The organism is Streptomyces sp. Rer75 (assembly GCF_013414305.1).
Taxonomy (GTDB): Bacteria; Actinomycetota; Actinomycetes; order Streptomycetales; family Streptomycetaceae; genus Streptomyces; species Streptomyces himastatinicus.
This window is the reverse complement of sequence record NZ_CP058693.1, coordinates 9,817,188-9,834,508: the sequence shown is the minus strand read 5'-3', so window position 1 is coordinate 9,834,508 and position 17,321 is coordinate 9,817,188. Positions and strand designations below refer to the sequence as shown.

The 17,321-nt window shown below is 72.5% G+C and carries 13 protein-coding genes; 8 read left to right on the top strand and 5 right to left on the bottom strand.

The window, feature by feature from the left end; genetic code table 11:
• Positions 1-125: 125 nt before the first annotated feature.
• Together HYQ63_RS41455 and HYQ63_RS41450 are read left to right on the top strand one after the other, a co-directional pair.
• On the top strand, positions 126-986 hold the full coding sequence (locus HYQ63_RS41455; protein ID WP_179939198.1) for a helix-turn-helix transcriptional regulator: 861 nt from the start codon (positions 126-128) through the stop codon (positions 984-986).
• A 5-nt stretch (positions 987-991) separates the two neighbouring features.
• On the top strand, positions 992-1,228 hold the full coding sequence (locus HYQ63_RS41450) for a DUF397 domain-containing protein (protein WP_009720660.1): 237 nt from the start codon (positions 992-994) through the stop codon (positions 1,226-1,228).
• Positions 1,229-1,302: 74 nt separating this feature from the next.
• On the opposite strand, the gene HYQ63_RS41445 is transcribed toward HYQ63_RS41450, so the two are convergent.
• Entirely contained in the window at positions 1,303-2,457 is a 1,155-nt protein-coding gene (locus HYQ63_RS41445; RefSeq protein ID WP_179939197.1) for a M20 family metallopeptidase, read from the bottom strand.
• A gap of 31 nt (positions 2,458-2,488) precedes the next feature.
• Positions 2,489-4,093: an AbgT family transporter gene (locus HYQ63_RS41440; protein WP_257232490.1), complete on the bottom strand. Its 1,605-nt coding sequence runs from the start codon at positions 4,091-4,093 to the stop codon at positions 2,489-2,491.
• A gap of 136 nt (positions 4,094-4,229) precedes the next feature.
• On the opposite strand from HYQ63_RS41440, the gene HYQ63_RS41435 reads away from it, so the two are divergent.
• Both HYQ63_RS41435 and HYQ63_RS41430 read left to right on the top strand, forming a co-directional pair.
• Positions 4,230-5,237, top strand: coding sequence for an Lrp/AsnC family transcriptional regulator (locus HYQ63_RS41435; protein WP_179939195.1), 1,008 nt, complete (start codon positions 4,230-4,232; stop codon positions 5,235-5,237).
• 1,678 nt (positions 5,238-6,915) lie between these two features.
• Positions 6,916-8,079: a transglycosylase family protein gene (locus HYQ63_RS41430; RefSeq protein WP_179939194.1), complete on the top strand. Its 1,164-nt coding sequence runs from the start codon at positions 6,916-6,918 to the stop codon at positions 8,077-8,079.
• Between the two features lie 131 nt (positions 8,080-8,210).
• Here HYQ63_RS41430 and HYQ63_RS41425 read toward each other — a convergent pair whose 3' ends face one another.
• The 3 genes from HYQ63_RS41425 to HYQ63_RS41415 form a co-directional block, all read right to left on the bottom strand.
• Positions 8,211-8,900, bottom strand: a complete 690-nt coding sequence (locus HYQ63_RS41425) for a DUF429 domain-containing protein (RefSeq protein WP_179939193.1) — start codon at positions 8,898-8,900, stop codon at positions 8,211-8,213.
• A complete protein-coding gene (locus HYQ63_RS41420; protein WP_179939192.1) occupies positions 8,900-10,078 on the bottom strand; it encodes an epoxide hydrolase family protein in 1,179 nt (392 codons plus the stop codon). Before HYQ63_RS41420 ends, HYQ63_RS41425 begins: the two co-directional genes overlap by 1 nt.
• A 169-nt stretch (positions 10,079-10,247) precedes the next feature.
• Positions 10,248-11,006: an SDR family NAD(P)-dependent oxidoreductase gene (locus tag HYQ63_RS41415; protein WP_179939191.1), complete on the bottom strand. Its 759-nt coding sequence runs from the start codon at positions 11,004-11,006 to the stop codon at positions 10,248-10,250.
• Positions 11,007-11,138: 132 nt separating this feature from the next.
• Between HYQ63_RS41415 and HYQ63_RS41410 the strand changes: the two genes are divergently transcribed.
• The 4 genes from HYQ63_RS41410 to nrfD all read left to right on the top strand — a co-directional run bounded on the left by HYQ63_RS41410 (position 11,139) and on the right by nrfD (position 17,307).
• Complete coding sequence (locus tag HYQ63_RS41410) at positions 11,139-11,987, top strand: helix-turn-helix transcriptional regulator (RefSeq protein WP_179939190.1); 849 nt, start codon at positions 11,139-11,141, stop codon at positions 11,985-11,987.
• A 183-nt stretch (positions 11,988-12,170) separates the two neighbouring features.
• Positions 12,171-15,434 carry a formate dehydrogenase gene (gene fdh, locus HYQ63_RS41405; RefSeq protein WP_179939189.1) on the top strand — a complete coding sequence of 1,088 codons (3,264 nt, stop codon included), beginning with the start codon at positions 12,171-12,173 and terminating at the stop codon, positions 15,432-15,434.
• The gene (locus HYQ63_RS41400; protein WP_179939188.1) at positions 15,431-16,321 is read left to right on the top strand and encodes a 4Fe-4S dicluster domain-containing protein; all 891 of its coding nucleotides are present in this window, start codon (positions 15,431-15,433) and stop codon (positions 16,319-16,321) included. The genes fdh and HYQ63_RS41400 overlap by 4 nt, the downstream gene beginning before the upstream one ends.
• On the top strand, positions 16,321-17,307 hold the full coding sequence (gene nrfD, locus HYQ63_RS41395; protein WP_179939187.1) for an NrfD/PsrC family molybdoenzyme membrane anchor subunit: 987 nt from the start codon (positions 16,321-16,323) through the stop codon (positions 17,305-17,307). Before HYQ63_RS41400 ends, nrfD begins: the two co-directional genes overlap by 1 nt.
• Positions 17,308-17,321 lie beyond the last annotated feature (14 nt).

Sequence of the window (17,321 nt, the reverse complement as noted above, 5' to 3'; positions counted from 1 at the left end):
CGACGGCCGCGCACACATGGCAAGTAACACTCTGAATTGTGCAGAGTTGCTTGTGCAGTGTGTCCGGGCCTCACTGGACATGGCAGACTTCGGGCATCAGTCACGGGGGCAGGGGAGGTAGCAAGGTGAGCGAACCGCGGTCGGCCCCGACCGTGGGCCAGGTCGTCCTCGGGAAGCGTCTCCAGGAGCTGCGCGAGAAGGCGGGGTTCAAGCGCGAACAGGCCGCGCAGGTGCTACGAGTCGCCCCGGCCACCGTCCGTCGCATGGAGACCGCCGAGGTCGCCCTCAAGGTGCCCTATGTGCGGATGCTGCTGGACTCCTACGGCGTCATCGGCTCGGAGCTGGAAGCGTTCATCTCCCTCACCGAGGAGGCCAACCGACCCGGCTGGTGGCAGCGGTTCCACGACATCCTGCCGGACTGGTTCAGCGTGCACGTCAGCCTGGAGGGCGCGGCCGAGATGATCCGGGCGTACGAGCCGCACTTCGTCCCCGGTCTGCTCCAGACCGAGGACTACGCCCGCGCCGTCATGCAGACCGGCGCCATCGGCAAGGCCGGGCCCGAGGAGGCCGAGCGGCATGTGGCGCTGCGCATGGAGCGCCAGTCGCTGCTGAACCGCCCGGAGGCGCCCCGGCTGTGGGTCGTGATGGACGAGACCGTGCTGCGCAGACCCGTCGGCGAGCCTTCGGTGATGCGCAGACAGGTGGACCGGCTGCTGGAGAGCACCGAGATGCCGCATGTGACGTTGCAGATCTCGGAGTTCGCCACCGGTCACCATCCGGGCACCTACGGGCCCTTCGTCCTCTTCCGCTTCGCTGTTCCCGAACTGCCGGACATGGTCTACGTCGAGTACCTCACCGGCGCCGTCTACCTCGATGAACGCATCGAGGTGGCCTCCCACCTGGAGGCCATGGACCGCATGGCGGCCCAGGCGGCAACCGCACGACGCACAAAGGAAATCCTCCGCGATTTCCGCAAGGAGCTCTGATCTGCATGGATCGCATCTACAACGGCATGCGCGCCACCGACCTCGGCACCGAAGGCTGGCGCAAGCCGTGGAGCGGTGGCAACGGCGGCAACTGCGTCGAGGTCATGAAGCTGGACGACGGCCGGGTCGCGATCCGTCAGTCCAAGGACCCGGACGGTCCGGCGCTCATCTACACCCGCAGCGAGATCACCGCGTTCATCCAGGGCGCCAAGGAGGGCAAGGCCGACTTCCTGGTCTCCTGACCCGTTCGCAACGCCGCCGCCCGCCGCCGTGAGTGACCGTCACGGCGGCGGGCGGCGGCGTTGTGCGGCCCGCGTTACGAGGCGTCGGACGCCAGGGCGGTCAGCAGCCCGACGGCGAGCGCGGTGCGCGCCGGGACGGCGTCGAGCAGGGTGTGTTCATGGCGGGCGTGGGCGCCGGAGCCGAGGGCGCCGAGGCCGTCGAGGACCGGCCGCCCGAGCGCGGAGACGAAGTTGCCGTCGCTCGCCCCGCCGACCGCGGTCTCCTCCAGCTCCCAGCCCAGTTCGGCCGCGATGGCGTGGGCCTGCTTGAACAGCTGCCGGGACGGCTCGTTCGGAACCATCGGCGGCCGGTTCCATCCGCCGCTGACGGCCAGCCGCACCCGCGGGTCGGCGGGGGCGAGGGCGCCGAACGCGGCGTCGATGCGCGCCATCTCGGCCGGTTCGGCGATCCGGATGTCGATGCCGCAGCGCGCCTGCGCGGCGACCACGTTGCGGCCGGTGCCGCCGCTGATCAGTCCCACGTTCACGGTGGTGCCCCGCTCCGGGGCGCCGAGGGCGGTGATGTGCGGGATGGCCTCGGCCAGGGCGTGGATCGCGCTGGCTCCGGCCAGCGGGTCGAGCCCGGCGTGCGACTCGACGCCGTGCGCGGTCACGTCGAACAGCCCCACGCCCTTGCGCGAGGTCTTGAGCGCCCCGTTCTGCGCCGCCTCGAACACCAGGGTGGCGAGGACGCCGTCGCTCAGCCGCTCGATGTGCGGCCGGGAGGACAGGCTGCCGATCTCCTCGTCCCCGTTGAGCAGCAGCCGGACGGTCGGATGCGGCAGCTTCAGCTCGCGCAGCAGCCGCAGCGCCCATACGGCCTGCACCAGGCCGGTCTTCATGTCGAAGACGCCCGGTCCGCTCGCCTTGCCGTCGGTCACCTCGAAGGGCCACTCGGCGAGGGTCCCGGCCGGCCAGACCGTGTCGTAGTGGCACAGCAGCAGCGCGGTGCCGGGCGCGGTGCCGCGGTAGGTGACGGCCAGCACGTCGCCGTGCGGGCCGCAGTCGTGGCGCTCCGTCTCGTCCGGCTCGCCGAGCCGCGCCACCAGCCAGCCGCGGATCGCGGCGAGCCCGGCGTCCAGCAGGTGCTTGTCGTCGCTCGGCGTCTCCAGTTCCACCAGCGTCCGCAGGTCGTCGGTCATCTCGGGCAGTGCCCGCTCCGTCGCGGCGGCGATGTCGGAGAGCGTCATCAAGGGGTCCTTCCGGGAGGGGTTCGGTGGCTCAGCGGACGGGAGCGCCGGGGCCGAGCGGAATGCCCAGCGCCCACCAGGCGTAGAAGAGCAGGGTCCAGGTCACCAGCATGGCCAGGGACAGCGGCAGGGTCAGCGAGGCGAGGGTGCCGATGCCCGCGGAGCGCCGGTAGCGCTGGAGGAAGCCGAGCGCCATCACGAAGTAGGCGCTCATCGGGGTGATGGCGTTGGTGCAGGAGTCTGCGATGCGGTAGATCGCCTGGGTGGCCTCCGGCGGGACGTCCAGCAGCATCAGCATGGGGACGAACACCGGGGAGACCAGCGCCCACATGGCCGATCCGCTGGTCATCGCCAGGTTGATGACCGTGCACACCACCACGATGCCCAGGAACGCGACCGGCCCCGTCACCCCGAGGTCCTTGAGCAGATCCGCACCCCGGATGGCGAGCACCTGGCCCACGCCCGTCCACTTGAAGTAGGCGAGGAACTGGGAGATGGCGAAGAACAGCACCAGGATCGGCGCCATCTCCCGCATGCCCTGTGCCATGAAGTCGGGGATGTCGCGGCTGCCGCGTACGGTGCCCGCCGCGCGCCCGTACACCGTGCCGAGCAGCGCGAAGAGCACTCCGAGCACCACGGCGATCCCGGAGAGCACGGGCGACTCGACGATGCTGCCGCCCTCGCCGCGCAGCGGCGACCCGGCGGGAATCATGGCCACCACGATCGCCGCGAGGAACAGCAGGAAGACCAGCCCGCTGCGGCGCAGTCCGCGCCGCTCCTCGGGGCGCAGGTCGAGCGCGACCGGGTCGGCGTCGTCCTCCGTGGTGGTCTCGCCGCTGTCGGGCGGCAGCGCCGCCACCTGCCTGGCCGACACCTTTTCGGTGACGAGGGTGATGACGGCGGCCAGGACCACGGAGGAGGCGATCGAGAAGAAGTAGTTGGCCAGCGGGGTGACGGTGTACCCGGGGTCGACCGTGTGCGCGGCCGCCGTGGTCAGTCCGGAGAGCACGGCGTCCATCGGTGTGATCAGCGGGCTCGCGTCGTACCCGGCGGACACGCCCACGAAGGCCACCACGATCCCGAGGACCGGGCTGCGTCCGACCGCGCGGAAGGCCAGGCCGCCGAGGGGGACGAGCACCACGTAGGCGGCGTCGGAGGCGATGTGGGCGACCATCGAGGTGAAGGCCAGCGCGAACGTCATCCAGCGCGCCGGGACGCGGGAGACACCGGCCCGCAGCATCGCCGTGAGCATCCCCGACTTGTCGGCGACGGCGACCCCGAGCATCACCACGAGGATGGTGCCGAGCGGCGGGAAGGTGGCGTAGTTGGTGATCGCGTCGGTGATCATCGAGCGCACGCCGTCGACCGAGATCAGGCTGCGGACGACCACGGTCTTGCCGTCGGCCGGATTGTCCGCGGACACGTCCGCGGAGGCCAGTCCCCAGCTCACCACGGCGAGCAGTGCGCTCAGGATGGCGAACAGCCAGAAGGGGTGGGGCAGCTTGTTGCCCCACCGTTCGATGGCGCCGAGCACCCGGAGCAGACGGGACAGCGCCGCGGAGCCCTCCGCGGGCGCCCCGGGCGGCGTGCCGGGTGGTGTGTTGTCGGGCGTGGTGGTGGTGTCGTTCGAGCTCACCGGCCGCACTTCCTTCGTCGGATGACGCAAGCGTGGTCGTCCATTAGAGAGGCGGTGGCGGAATGAGGCAAGTAAAAGCTTTGTAACGCAAGAATGATTCACTGATAGAGCACCAATCGCACGATAGATTCGTTCCATGCCGGAGACTTCCCCGCTGGACGATGCCGACCTCGACCTGGTGGCCGCCCTCCAGGTGGCCCCGAGGGCCCCGCTCAGCGCGCTCGCCGATGTGCTCGGCAGCTCGGCCAGCACGGTCGGCCGCCGGCTGACCCGGCTCGCGGACGAGCGGCTGCTGCGGGTGATCGGGCAGGTGGAATGGCCGATGCTGGCCGAGGGCACTCCCATGCACATCTGGGTGGCCACCGTCCCGGGGCAGGCGCGGAAGGTGGCCGGTCGGCTCGCCGAACTGCCCGAGGTCCCGTTCGTGGCGACGACCACGGGACGCGCCGACGTCTACTGCTCCCTGCACGCCACGCGCCGCGCCGGGGCTCGGGAGCTGCTGATGAGCCGCATCCCGTCCGTTCCAGGGGTCCTGTCGGCCCGCACCGAACTGGTACTGCGGGCCTCGACCAAGTCCGACTCCTGGCGGCTGCGGAGGCTCGGCGACGACCAGCTGCGGGCGCTGCGGGAGGTGGCCGAACCCCTGGACGAACCCGCCGAATCTGCCACCGTGGCCGACTTCAGCACCGAGGAGCTGGGCGCGGTCGAACTGCTGCGCCACGACGGCCGGGCCAGCGCCGCCGAAGTGGCCCGCGCACTCGGCATCAGCCGCTCGACCGCTTACCGGCTCACCCAGTCGCTGCTGCGGCGGGGACTGGTCCGGCCCCGGGTGGAGATCGAGCCCGCGCTGCTGGGGTACGCGCTGGAGGTGGTGGTCGAACTGCACGCGGCCCCCGGAGCCATCCAGCAGGTGGCCGACGCCCTCGCCCGGCACCCCTCCGCGCGCTACGTGTCGATCGTCGCGGGCACCTCGTCGGTGATCCACCACGGGGTGTTCCGGAACGAGGAGGGGCTGGCCGCCTTCCTCACGCACGACCTGGCCGCCTTCCCCGGGATCACCGCCTGCGAGGTGTCGGTGATGCTCGACGTGCTGCGCCGCTACTGGATCGGCCGCGAGGACGGACGGCTCGTCACCGCGGGCTGACGCCCCGGGAGCGGGGCAGGGGCCGGGGGCCGAGGGGGCCGACCGGCGTCCGAGGGCACGGCCCGGAGCGCCGTGCGCCCCCGGTCGTTCGTCCAGCGGCGCGGCGCACCGCCGGGTACGCCAGAAGGCCGACGGCGCACGGCCGGTGACGCCCGGCACGCACCGTAGGCGCGCTGCACATCCTGGGGTACGGACCGCCGTCGCGAGGATTCCTCGATGCGACGGGCGGTGCCGTACGGAAATGACGGCATCGGCGTCACGGAGGCTCCCGGCGATCCGGGGTCAGGAGGTGATTATTCGGAACCGCTCCTGCGAGCGATCTACCGTGATGAAGTCGATGTGAGGCAATGATATGCGCGTCGGCACGCTCCCCGCTATACAGGGGCCGCGTGATTCTCCGCCAGTTCCCGGCCGCCGCGGGGCAGCCCCCATTTTCGGAGAACTGGCGCGGTACGCGGGCGGTCCGGGAGGCGATGGGCGGCGGGAGATTGGGCAAACGGCACGTCAAGTCCGCCTGTCAGCCTTCGAGTTGTCCGGGGTGACCCATGCCCTTGGCGCCGGGCCAATGCCGGGTGAGGGGCGCGGGAGTTGTGGCCGGGGTTCTTCGGTCGCCGCGCACCGTATCCCGGGCCGATGGGCAGCGGTGGTGCCGGGCCGGAACGGGCCGCGGGGTTCGCCGGGGGCGACGACGCCCGGCCGACGGCCAGGCGGGCACCGAAGCCGACGTCGAGGCCGACGTCGGAAAGGGCCCCCTCCCCCGCGGCCGTTCCCCGGCTCCCGCGGCGGCGGCCGAGTACCCGGACAAGGGCAACGGCCGGACCTCATCCTCCCCGACATCACCGCCTACCGGCGCTCGTCCTCGCCGCCGCCGGGGCGTGCCCGCCGTCGAGCCGGCGCCGAGCTTCGTGACCTGGGACGGCTACAAGGAAGAGGTCTTCGACCCGAAGGCCGGGCCTATTACCGGCAGCGACCCGCCGTTCTCCGCCCGTATTGCCGCCTCGCCTCTCACCGGCCCTTCCTCTATTCCCCTTCTCCCGCTCGCCCTCTTCGGCTTCCCCGCTTCCCTGCTTCGCGGCTTCCCGGCATCCCGCCTTTCGCCGGGCCGGTGCGGGTCCGGACCGGTACGTGCTGTTCCCCGTCCGGTCCCGCCGCCCGGCCAAGATCGGTCTCTTGGCAGTGCGGCGGACGCAATAGCGCTCCGCAAGATCCGCCCACCCCGGCCCACCGCCGCACTCCGCCGCATTGGGCCGCCCATGGACCGGTCCGGACCGAACCGCCGTGCCCCGGCCCGGAATTCGGCCGCCCCGCGAAGATGATCGGCCACTCGTCCAACGGGAAACCAATCCTCGGGAAAAGCGGCACCCCCGGTGCCGGCCGAAGAATCTTTTTCCGCCGTCGCGGGCCCCGCGCGGCACGCGACGGAGGATGATCCACGGCTCGGCGCCCCGGCCGTCACGTCAGCCCCGGGCCTGTCCGTGCGCCCCCTCGTCCCTCCACGCGCCTTCCCTCGCACAGCTGAGGGAGCGTCACCCGATCAGGGGGCGGGTTCCGGGAGCGCGCGGCGCCCCGTGACCACCCCTGCGCCTTGTGACCGGCCGCCCCCGGCTGCGGTACTCGTACAGCCCGCCGGGACTTCCGGGGGCGACGTCGAGAGCCGTTGTGGAGAGGAACCAGCCTCATGGCCGTACGAGGAAGTCACCGCCGCCCCGCATCGCCCAGCCGGGTCTCCCCGCTGTGCGCGGTCCTGACCGCGGGCAGCGTCGGCATCGTCCTGCCGTTCCTCAACACCGGCGCCGCCCAGGCGGCCCCGGTCGACACCTGGGACAAGGTCGCCGCGTGCGAGAGCGGCGGCAACTGGCGCATCAACACGGGCAACGGCTACTACGGCGGGCTCCAGTTCTCGCAGCACACCTGGGCCGCGTACGGCGGCACCCGGTACGCCCCGCGGGCCGACCTCGCCACCAAGGGCCAGCAGATCGCCGTGGCCGAGGCGGTGCTCCGCGGCCAGGGCCCGGGCGCCTGGCCGGTCTGCTCGGTCCGCGGCCGGCTGTCCCGGTCCGGTCCGCCCGCCGCCGAGGCGGCGAACCGCGGTGCCGCACGCAGCGCCAAGCCGCCCACCAAGCAGCACCGCCCGAAGCGCACGGTCAAGCCATCCGGTAAACACAGTCCCGGGCGGGCGGCCGGGTCCGGGTCGTACGCGGTGCGCAGCGGCGACACGTTGTCACGCATCGCGACCCGCAGCTCCGTCAGCGGCGGCTGGAAGGCGCTGTACCACGCCAACCGCAGGACCATCGGCGCCAACCCGCACCTGATCCACCCGGGACAGCGGCTCGCCCTGCCCTCGGGCAAGGCCCGTCCGGCCAAGCGGCAGGCCCACCGGACCGCCGCCAAGCGCACGGCCGCCGCCCCCCGCAACGCCGCCCGGCAGTCCGCGTCCCATCGCCTCGCGGCGCCGGTCAACGGCCCGATCACCGCGGCGTACGGGGTGCGCGGCCCGCGGTGGGCCAGCGGCCACCACACCGGCGTGGACTACGCGGTGCCCATCGGGACCTCGGTGCACGCGGTCGCCCCGGGCACCGTGGTGGCCGCGGGCTGGGCCGGTGCCTTCGGCTACCAGGTGGTCATCCGCCACGCCGACGGGCTGTACACCCAGTACGCGCACCTGTCGGCGCTGACGGTACGCAGCGGGCAGACCGTCGACGCGGGGCGCCGGATCGCCCGGTCGGGCAACACCGGCAACACCACCGGTCCGCATCTGCACTTCGAGGTGCGCACCACCCCGCGCTACGGATCGGACGTCGACCCCCTGGACCATCTGCGCCCGTACGGCATCGGCGCCTGACACCCGCCGACCGCCCCCGGCACGCGCGCGGCTCCGGCCGAGCGCCACTGAAGACCATTTCCGGGGGGTGGGGGAAAGGGAGGCCGCCCGAGGCACGGCTCGGGCGGCCTCCCGCTGTCTCGTTCCGGCCGTCAGTACCAGATGGCGATGGGGAGCCCGGTGTCCGATGCCTCCGGCGGAGCGGGCAGGCTCACGGCCGTACCGAACGCGATGCGGTGCGCGCTCCAGGCCGCCGCCGCGGCGTCCAGCACGTCGTCGGACGGTACCCGCCCGGCCGGGCCGAGGTCGTCGGGCAGGACGATGCCCCGGTCTTCGAGCAGTCGGCGCCGTACGGCCTGGCCGTTCCAGCCCTTCTTGCTCCAGGCGACCGGCGCACCGTCGCGCATGGCCGCGAAGGAGACCTCGGGATGGACCTCGTGGAGCCGGTGGTCACCGCTGTCCCGGAGGGCGTTGGCCTCGCGCAGCTTCGCGGCCAGCCCCCACGACTGACGGGAGAGCCCGGCGCCGGTCAGCCGACGGCAGCAGGCGTTCGCCGCGTCGTAGTCGGGCTGCTCCCAGACCTGCCGCGGCGGCACCGGGAAGACCCGCGACCGGTGCCCTCCCAGCAGCTCGGCGGCCGACGCCTCCGCACGGCGTCTCCCGGACTCCAGCAGCCCCAGCGGCATGTCGACCGCGACCACGGCCGCGTCCCCCACCCGGGCCAGCAGATCGCTCAGCCCGCCGGCCGTCTCCGCACCGGCGAACGCCCCACCGCGCAGCGTCACCGCCACCCAGCCGGAGGGGCAGGCGTCCACCCCCACGACATCGACGCGGGAGCCCATCAGCCCGTCGCCGCCGCCCGGTAGGGGCGGAAGAACGCGCGCAGTTCCTCGGCGTACAGCTCGGGCTCCTCGAACGGCGCGAAGTGGCCGCCGCGCGGGGGCTCGGTCACGCGCACCGCGTTCGTCATGCGGTCGAGCCACGCCCGCGCCGGGCGGACGACGTCGCCGCGGAAGAGCGAGAACCCGGACGGCACTTCGACCCGGCGGGCGTGCTGCTCACGCGGGATGGCGGCGTTCGCGTGGTACGCGCGCATCGAGGAGCCGATCGTTCCGGTGAGCCAGTAGAGCGTGACGTTCGTCAGGATCTCGTCCTTGGTGAAGCTCCGCTCGATGTCGCCGTCGCAGTCGCTCCACGACCGCAGCTTCTCGACGATCCACGCGGCGAGCCCCGCGGGCGAGTCGGTGAGCCCGAAGGCGGCGGTCTGGGGCTTCGTACGGTGCATGGCGCCGTAGCCGCCCTCGGCCGCGAGCCAGGCCGTCACCTCGTCGAACCAGGCGCGCTCCTCGGGCGTGAGGTCCGCCGGGTCCCCGGTGAACACGGGCACGCCCGCGTCCGTGCGGTGGACGGCCACGACCCGGTCGGGATGGTCGAGCGCGAGGTAGCGGCTCACATGGCTGCCCATGTCCCCGCCCGCGGCGCCGAACCGCTCGTAGCCGAGGACGCCCATCAGCTCGGCCCACAGACCGGCGACGGCGACGGTGTCGAGCGGCGGGCCGCTGGGGCGGTCGGAGTACCCGTAGCCCGGCATGTCCGGCACGACGACGTCGAACGCGTCGGCGGGGTCGGCGCCGTGGGCGCCGGGGTCGGTGAGGAGCGGGATGACCTTCGAGTATCGCCAGAACGAGTCCGGCCAGCCGTGGGCGAGGACCAGCGGCATCGCGGGCCCGGCCGGCGTTGCGGCCGCCCGCGCGTGCACGAAGTGGATGCCGAGGCCGCCGACCCCGACGCGGAAGCGGGGAAGCCGGGCGAGCGCCGCCTCCTGCGCGGACCAGTCGAACTCGTCCGCCCAGTAGGCGACGAGTTCGCGGAGGTAGGCCACGTCGGTCCCGAGCGACCACCCGGCGTCCTCGGGCGCGTCCGGCCAGCGCGTGTTCCGCAGCCGCGCGCGCAGGTCGTCGATCGCCGCGGGGTCGGTCCGCTGGAGGAATGGCTCGGGACGGGGCGGGATGTCAGACATGGCGATCACCGTACACGCGGCACCGCGCGGTACGAGCGTGTCCGCAGGCTCGTACTCGCGCTCCACATCCACGTCGAGGAGAGCCGCAACGAACAGCTCTCGCAGGCGCTGAGGGAGCTGCGGGCGACGCTCGAACTGCCCCGCCCCCGCCGCGGGCGTGGCCCGCGGGTCAGTGGGCGGTGAGGCCGCCGTCGACCACGAGCTCGGAGCCGGTCACGAACGAGGACTCGTCGCAGGCGAGGAACAGCACGGCCGAGGCGACCTCGTCGGCGCGGCCCGCGCGGCGCATGGGGGTGCGCACGATGTCCGGCTGGTCGTCGCCCTCCTCGTCCAGGATGTCCTGGATCATCGGGGTGGCGATGACACCGGGGTGGACGGAGTTGACCCGCACCCCCCGGCGGGCGTATTCGACGGCGGCGGTCTTGCTCAGCAGCCGTACCGCCCCCTTGGACGCGGTGTAGGCGGCGGCCGCTCCGCCGCCCACGATCCCGAGGACCGACGAGGTGTTGATCACCGACGCGTTGCCGGTGGCGCGGAGCAGCGGCATGGCGGCCTTCATCCCGAGCCAGCTGCCCTTCTGGTTGACGTCGATGACGCGGTCCCACGCGTCTTCGTCGGTGTCCTCGATGCCCGGCCAGTCCACGATGCCCGCCAGGTTGACGAGCACGTCCAGCCTGCCGAACCGCTCGCGCACGGTGGTGATCACCGCGTCCCATTCCGGGGCGGAGGAGACGTCCAGCGCGGCGGTGACCACCTCCGCCCCGGTCTCCTCGATGCGCTGCGCCAGTGCGCCGAGGGGTTCGCGGTCCACGTCGGCGAGGATCAAGCGCGCGCCTTCGCGGGCGAACAGTTCGGCGGTCGCCGTGCCGATTCCGCCCGTCGCGCCGGTGATCAGTGCGACCTTGCCGTCAAGTCGTCGTCCGCTCATGGTGGGTGCCCTTCGTTTCGTTCGCTGTTCGCCACCGAGTCTGGGCGCCCCGCCGGAGCCGCAACCAGGACGTTCGCTGCCTGGGTGTGGCACACCCAGGCAGCATCTCCACGAGCCCCCTAGCCTGGGCGCATGTCCGACAACACCCTTGGAGACTTCCTGCGCATGCGACGCGCCGGTCTGCGGCCCGAAGACGTCGGTATGGCCGGCTACGGCCTGCGCAGAGTGGCCGGGCTGCGGCGTGAGGAGGTCGCCGTGCTGGCCGGAGTGAACGCCGACTACTACGCCCGGCTCGAACAAGGCCGGGAACGCCATCCCTCGGCCCAGGTCCTCGACGCCCTCGGCCGTGCCCTGCACCTCGACACCGATGCCCGCGCCCACCTCCACCGGCTGGCCGGGACGGTGCCGAACGACCGCCCGGCCGCGCAGCGGGACGTGGTCAGCCCGGACTTGCGCCAGCTGATGGACGGCTACCCCCACACCCCGGCCTTCGTCCTGGGCGGCACCCTGGACATCCTGGCCACCAACGCGCTGGCCGACGCCTTGTACTCGCCCTTCGACCCCGCCGACAACCTCGCCCGCATGACCTTCCTCGCCCCCGCGGGACGGGACTTCTACGCCCACTGGGACCGGACCGCCCAGGCCACCGTGGCCAATCTGCGCCGGGCGACCGGCCTCGACCCCGGCAACGCCCGGCTGCGGGCACTCATCGACACCCTGACCGAGCAGAGCGCCACGTTCTCCACCCTGTGGCAGGCCCACACCGTGCGCGGCAAGACCCGGGACGCCAAACAGCTCAACCACCCGGACGTCGGCCCGCTCACCCTCACTTACCAGGCGTTCGATGTCCGGGACGCGCCCGGCCAGCAACTCGTCATCTACCACGCCGAACCCGGCAGCCCCAGCGCCGAGGCGCTCGCCCTGCTCGGCACCATCGGCGCCACCCGGCGCCGGGCGGCACACGGCCCGCCCGCCCGCTGAAAATTCGGTGGCCGGGCGCCTCCCCGAAGAGCGGCCCTACCCGGCGGCCGACGACCTCGTCTCCCACCTTCGGGTCGCATAGCCCGCGCATCCGGCGGCAGGCGGGGTGTGAACCCCGTCGCGACGGGAACCCATGCGCCGTACCCGGCCATGCGGGTGCCCGAGCGGCGGGAAGGACAGGCGATGGGCGTGCGTACCTGGGTCCAGGAATGGCCCGTCTACCGGCAGCTGACCGGAACCGACCCGCTGGGCCGCGGAGCCGCCGCCTCCTCGGCCGCCACCCGTGAGCTGCGCCCCCGCACCGCCACCGCGGACCGGGTGGTGAAGTCGGTCTGCCCCTACTGCGCGGTGGGCTGCGCCCAGAACGTGTACGTCAAGGACGGCCGCGTGGTGCAGATCGAGGGCGACCCCGACTCGCCCATCAGCCGTGGCCGGCTGTGCCCCAAGGGGTCGGCGACCCTCCAGCTGACCACCGGCGAGTCCCGCCGCCACCAGGTGCTCTACCGCCGCCCCCACGGCACCGCGTGGGAGCCGCTGGACCTGGACACCGCGCTGGACATGGTCACCGAACGGGTGATCCGCACCCGCCGCGAAACCTGGCAGTGGGAGCAGGACGGCATCCGCGTGAACCGCACCCTGGGGCTGGCCAGCCTCGGCGGCGCCACGCTGGACAACGAGGAGAACTACCTCATCAAGAAGCTGTTCACGGCCCTCGGTGTGGTCCAGGTGGAGAACCAGGCCCGGGTCTGCCACAGCTCCACCGTCGCCGGTCTCGGCACCTCCTTCGGCCGCGGCGGCGCCACCACCTTCATGCAGGACCTCCAGAACTCCGACTGCATCGTCATCGAGGGGTCCAACTTCGCCGAGGCCCACCCCGTCGGCTTCCAGTGGGTGATGGAGGCCAAGGCCCGGGGCGCCAAGGTCATCCATGTCGACCCGCGCTTCACCCGCACCAGCGCACTGGCCGATCTGTACGTACCCATCCGGGCGGGCTCCGACATCGCCTTCCTCGGCGGGATCATCAACCACGTCCTGTCGAACGAGCTGGATTTCCGCGAGTACGTCCTGGAGTACACCAACGCCGCGACCATCGTCGGCGAGGACTTCCGCGACACCGAGGACCTCGCCGGGATCTTCTCCGGCCTCAACGAGGAGACCGGCCACTACGACATCGACAGCTGGAGCTACGAGGGCTGCCAGGTCCAGTCCCCGCAGGGCGACCCCGACCAGCTGTACGACGAGCGCACCCAGGGCGGCCGCACCGTGGCCACCGCGGGCCGCGCCGAGGTCCACGGCTCCGGCGGCGCACCCGTCTCGGGCGACATCCGCACCGACCGAACCCTTCGGCATCCGCGCTGCGTCTACCAGATCCTCAAGCGCCACTTCGCCCGCTACACGCCGGAGCTGGTCGAGGAGACCTGCGGCATTCCGCGCGAGACCTTCGAGGAGGTGTGCCGGGCGCTGGTGGAGAACTCCGGCCGGGACCGCACCTCCGAGTTCGTGTACGCGGTGGGCTGGACCCAGCACACCGTGGGCGCGCAGTACATCCGTACCGCCTGCATCCTCCAGCTGCTGCTGGGCAACATCGGCCGCCCCGGCGGCGGCATCCAGGCGCTGCGCGGCCACGCCTCCATCCAGGGCTCCAGCGACATCCCCACCCTCTACAACGTGCTGCCCGGCTACATCCCCATGCCCCATGCGCACCAGGACGAGGACCTGGACACCTTCATCGAGGCGGTGAGGACGGACAAGGGCTACTGGGGCAACATGCGCGCGTACGTCGTCAGCCTGCTCAAGGCGTACTTCGGCGACGCGGCGCGCGCGGACAACGACTACTGCTTCGACCATCTGCCCCGGCTGACCGGCTCCCACAGCACCTACGACACGGTGCTGGCGCAGCTCGACGGGGTGTGCAAGGGCTACTTCCTGATGGGCGAGAACCCCGCCGTGGGGTCGGCCAACGCCAAGATGCAGCGCCTGGGGATGGCCGAGCTGGACTGGCTGGTGGTGCGCGACTTCTCGCTCATCGAGTCCGCCACCTGGTGGCAGGACGGGCCGGAGATCGAGACCGGGGAGCTGCGCACCGAGGACATCGCCACCGAGGTGTTCTTCTTCCCCGCCGCCGCCCACACCGAGAAGGCGGGCTCCTTCACCAACACCAACCGGACGCTCCAGTGGCACTGGCCCGCCACCGAGCCGGAGGGCGACGCGCGCAGCGATCTGTGGTTCACGTACCACCTGGGCCGGCGGATCCGGGAGCGTCTGGCGGGGTCCACCGATCCCATGGACCGGGCGATCCTCGACCTGGCCTGGGACTACCCGACCGATGGTCCGCTGGCCGAGCCGATCGCCGCATCCGTGCTCGCCGAGATCAACGGCCGTGGCGCGGACGGCGCTCCGCTCAGCGCGTACACCCAGCTCAAGGACGACGGATCCACCTCCTGCGGCTGCTGGATCTACTGCGGTGTGTACGCCGACGGCGTCAACCAGGCCGCCCGCCGGAAGCCGCACACCGAGCAGGACTGGATCGCCGCCGAATGGGCCTGGTCCTGGCCCGCCAACCGCCGCATCCTCTACAACCGGGCCTCGGCCGACCCCTCCGGCGTGCCGTGGAGCGAGCGCAAGGCGCTGGTGTGGTGGGACGAGCGCCGGGGACGCTGGACCGGCCATGACATCCCGGACTTCATTCCCGACCGGGCGCCGTCGTACCGGCCGCCGGAGGGCGCGAAGGGGCCGGACGCGCTCAGCGGGGTGGACCCGTTCATCATGCAGGCCGACGGCAAGGGCTGGCTGTACGCACCGGCCGGGCTGGTGGACGGGCCGATGCCGGTGCACTACGAGCCGCAGGACTCGCCCGTGCGCAATCCGCTCCACCCGGAGCAGCAGCGCAGCCCGGTCCGGCAGGTGGTCTCCCGGGAGCACAACCGGTTCCATCCCAGCGGCGGCGCCCCGGGCAGCGAGATCTTCCCGTACGTCATCACCACGTACCGGCTGACCGAACACTTCACGGCGGGCGGCATGACCCGCTGGACGCCGTATCTCGCCGAGCTCCAGCCGGAGTTGTTCTGCGAGGTCTCCCCTCAGCTGGCCGCCGAGCTGGGCCTGGAACACTCCGGCTGGGCGACGCTGGTGAGCGCGCGCGGGGTGATCGAGGCCAGGGTGCTGGTCACCGAGCGGATGTCCCCGCTGACGGTCGGGGGCCGCACGGTGCACCAGATCGGGCTGCCGTACCACTGGGGTCCCAACGGTTACGCGCGCGGCGACGCGGCCAACGAGCTGTCCGCCATCGCGCTCGACCCGAACGTCCACATCCAGGAGGTGAAGGCGCTGACCGCCGACATCCGCCCGGGCCGCCGCCCCCGCGGCCCGGAGCTGAACGCCCTGCTGAACACCTACCGGCGGCGCGCCGGTATCACGGAGCTGACCGGGATGGAGGTCCGGGGATGACCGACCCGCAGGCGCCGAAAGTCTCGCTCATCGGCCGCAATCTGCTGGCCGGTAGCGAGCCGGATCCGGCCGGGGACTCCGGCCACGAGGGGCATCCGCCGCGGATGGGCTTCTTCACCGACACCTCGGTGTGCATCGGCTGCAAGGCGTGCGAGGTGGCGTGCAAGGAGTGGAACGCCGTCCCGGAGGACGGGTTGGAGTTCACCGGCATGAGTTACGACAACTCACAAGGGCTGGACGGATCCACCTGGCGCCATGTGGCCTTCATCGAGCAGAACGGGCAGAACGGCGGGAACGGGGACAGCGGTCTGCGCTGGCTGATGTCCTCGGACGTGTGCAAGCACTGCACGCACGCCGCATGTCTGGACGTGTGCCCCACCGGCTCGCTGTTCCGCACCGAGTTCGGCACGGTCGTGGTCCAGGAGGACATCTGCAACGGCTGTGGGTACTGCGTACCCGCGTGCCCGTACGGGGTCATCGGCCAACGCCCGGAGGACGGCCGGGTGTTCAAGTGCACCCTGTGCTACGACCGGCTCGGCGCGGGCCAGGAACCGGCCTGCGCCAAGGCGTGCCCCACCGAGTCCATCCAGTTCGGCCCGCTGGACGAGCTGCGCGAGCGCGCCGCCGCGCGGGTGGAGGACCTGCACCGGGCGGGCGTGTCCGGCGCCCGGCTGTACGGCCACGACCCCGAGGACGGGGTGGGCGGGGACGGCGCGTTCTTCCTGCTGCTGGACGAGCCGGAGGTGTACGGGCTGCCGCCGGACCCGGTCGTCACCACGCGCGATCTGCCGTCGATGTGGCGGCACGCCGGGGCCGCGGCGCTGACCCTGCTCGGCGGAGTGGCCGCCGTGTTCGCGGCGCACGGGCGGAACGGAGGGAAGCGCTGATGGGCGACGGCAAGAGAAGCAAGGGGCGCAAGGAGCGCAAGGGGTTCAAGGGGCGCCGGGGCGAGCAACTCATGGTGCCGGAGGCCGAGTTCACCTCGTACTACGGCAAGCCGATCCTCAACCCGCCCACCTGGCAGGCCCGGGACATCGCCGGGTACTTCTTCCTCGGCGGCCTGGCGGGCGCCGGTTCGGTTCTCGCGGCGGGCGCCGGGCTGACCGGCCGCCCCCGCATGGCCCGGGCGCTGAAGATCTCGTCGCTGGTGTCCACCGCGGGGTCCGCCGCCGCCCTGGTCCATGACCTCGGGCGCCCCGAGCGCTTCGCCAACATGCTGCGGGTGTTCAAGCCGACGTCGCCGATGAGCGTCGGTTCCTGGCTGCTGGCCGCGTACGGCCCGGCGGCGGGGGCCGCGGCGGTCCTGGACGTCGGCGGCAGGCTGCCGCGCACCGGCCGGGCGGCCACGGCGGTGGCCGCCGCGCTGGGCCCGGCGGTCGCGTCGTACACGGCGGTGCTGGCGGCCGACACCGCGGTCCCCGGCTGGCACGAGGGCTATCGCGAACTGCCGTTCCTCTTCGTCGGCTCGGCCGCGGCGGCGGCCGGTGGCATGGCGCTGATCGCCGCGCCGGTGGCGGAGAACGCCCCGGCGCGCAGTGCCGCGCTGTTCGGTACGGCGCTGGAGGCCGCGGCCGCGCGGGCGCTGGAACGGCGACTCGGGATCGTCGCCGAGACGTACCGCGAGGGGACGGCGGGGCGGCTCATGCGCGCCGCCGAGGCGCTCGGCGCGGCGGGCGCGCTGGGCGGGGCGCTGCTGGCCCGCCGCAGCCGTACCGCCGCGGTCCTCAGCGGCACGGCCCTGCTGGCGGCGTCGGCGTGCACCCGGTTCGGTGTGTTCCACGCCGGAATGCGGTCGGCCGAGGATCCGAAGTACACCGTGGTCCCGCAGCGCGAGCGGCTGGCGGCACGGGAGCCACAGCAGACACAGGGTTGATCCGGTCGAGGACG

Coding starts and splice junctions, on each gene's coding strand:
- HYQ63_RS41450 (WP_009720660.1), top strand. CDS start 992: ATGGATCGCATCTACAACGGCATGCGCGCCACCGACCTCGGCACCGAA.
- HYQ63_RS41445 (WP_179939197.1), bottom strand. CDS start 2,457: ATGACGCTCTCCGACATCGCCGCCGCGACGGAGCGGGCACTGCCCGAG.
- HYQ63_RS41435 (WP_179939195.1), top strand. CDS start 4,230: ATGCCGGAGACTTCCCCGCTGGACGATGCCGACCTCGACCTGGTGGCC.
- HYQ63_RS41430 (WP_179939194.1), top strand. CDS start 6,916: ATGGCCGTACGAGGAAGTCACCGCCGCCCCGCATCGCCCAGCCGGGTC.
- HYQ63_RS41425 (WP_179939193.1), bottom strand. CDS start 8,900: ATGGGCTCCCGCGTCGATGTCGTGGGGGTGGACGCCTGCCCCTCCGGC.
- HYQ63_RS41420 (WP_179939192.1), bottom strand. CDS start 10,078: ATGTCTGACATCCCGCCCCGTCCCGAGCCATTCCTCCAGCGGACCGAC.
- HYQ63_RS41415 (WP_179939191.1), bottom strand. CDS start 11,006: ATGAGCGGACGACGACTTGACGGCAAGGTCGCACTGATCACCGGCGCG.
- HYQ63_RS41410 (WP_179939190.1), top strand. CDS start 11,139: ATGTCCGACAACACCCTTGGAGACTTCCTGCGCATGCGACGCGCCGGT.
- fdh (WP_179939189.1), top strand. CDS start 12,171: ATGGGCGTGCGTACCTGGGTCCAGGAATGGCCCGTCTACCGGCAGCTG.
- HYQ63_RS41400 (WP_179939188.1), top strand. CDS start 15,431: ATGACCGACCCGCAGGCGCCGAAAGTCTCGCTCATCGGCCGCAATCTG.
- nrfD (WP_179939187.1), top strand. CDS start 16,321: ATGGGCGACGGCAAGAGAAGCAAGGGGCGCAAGGAGCGCAAGGGGTTC.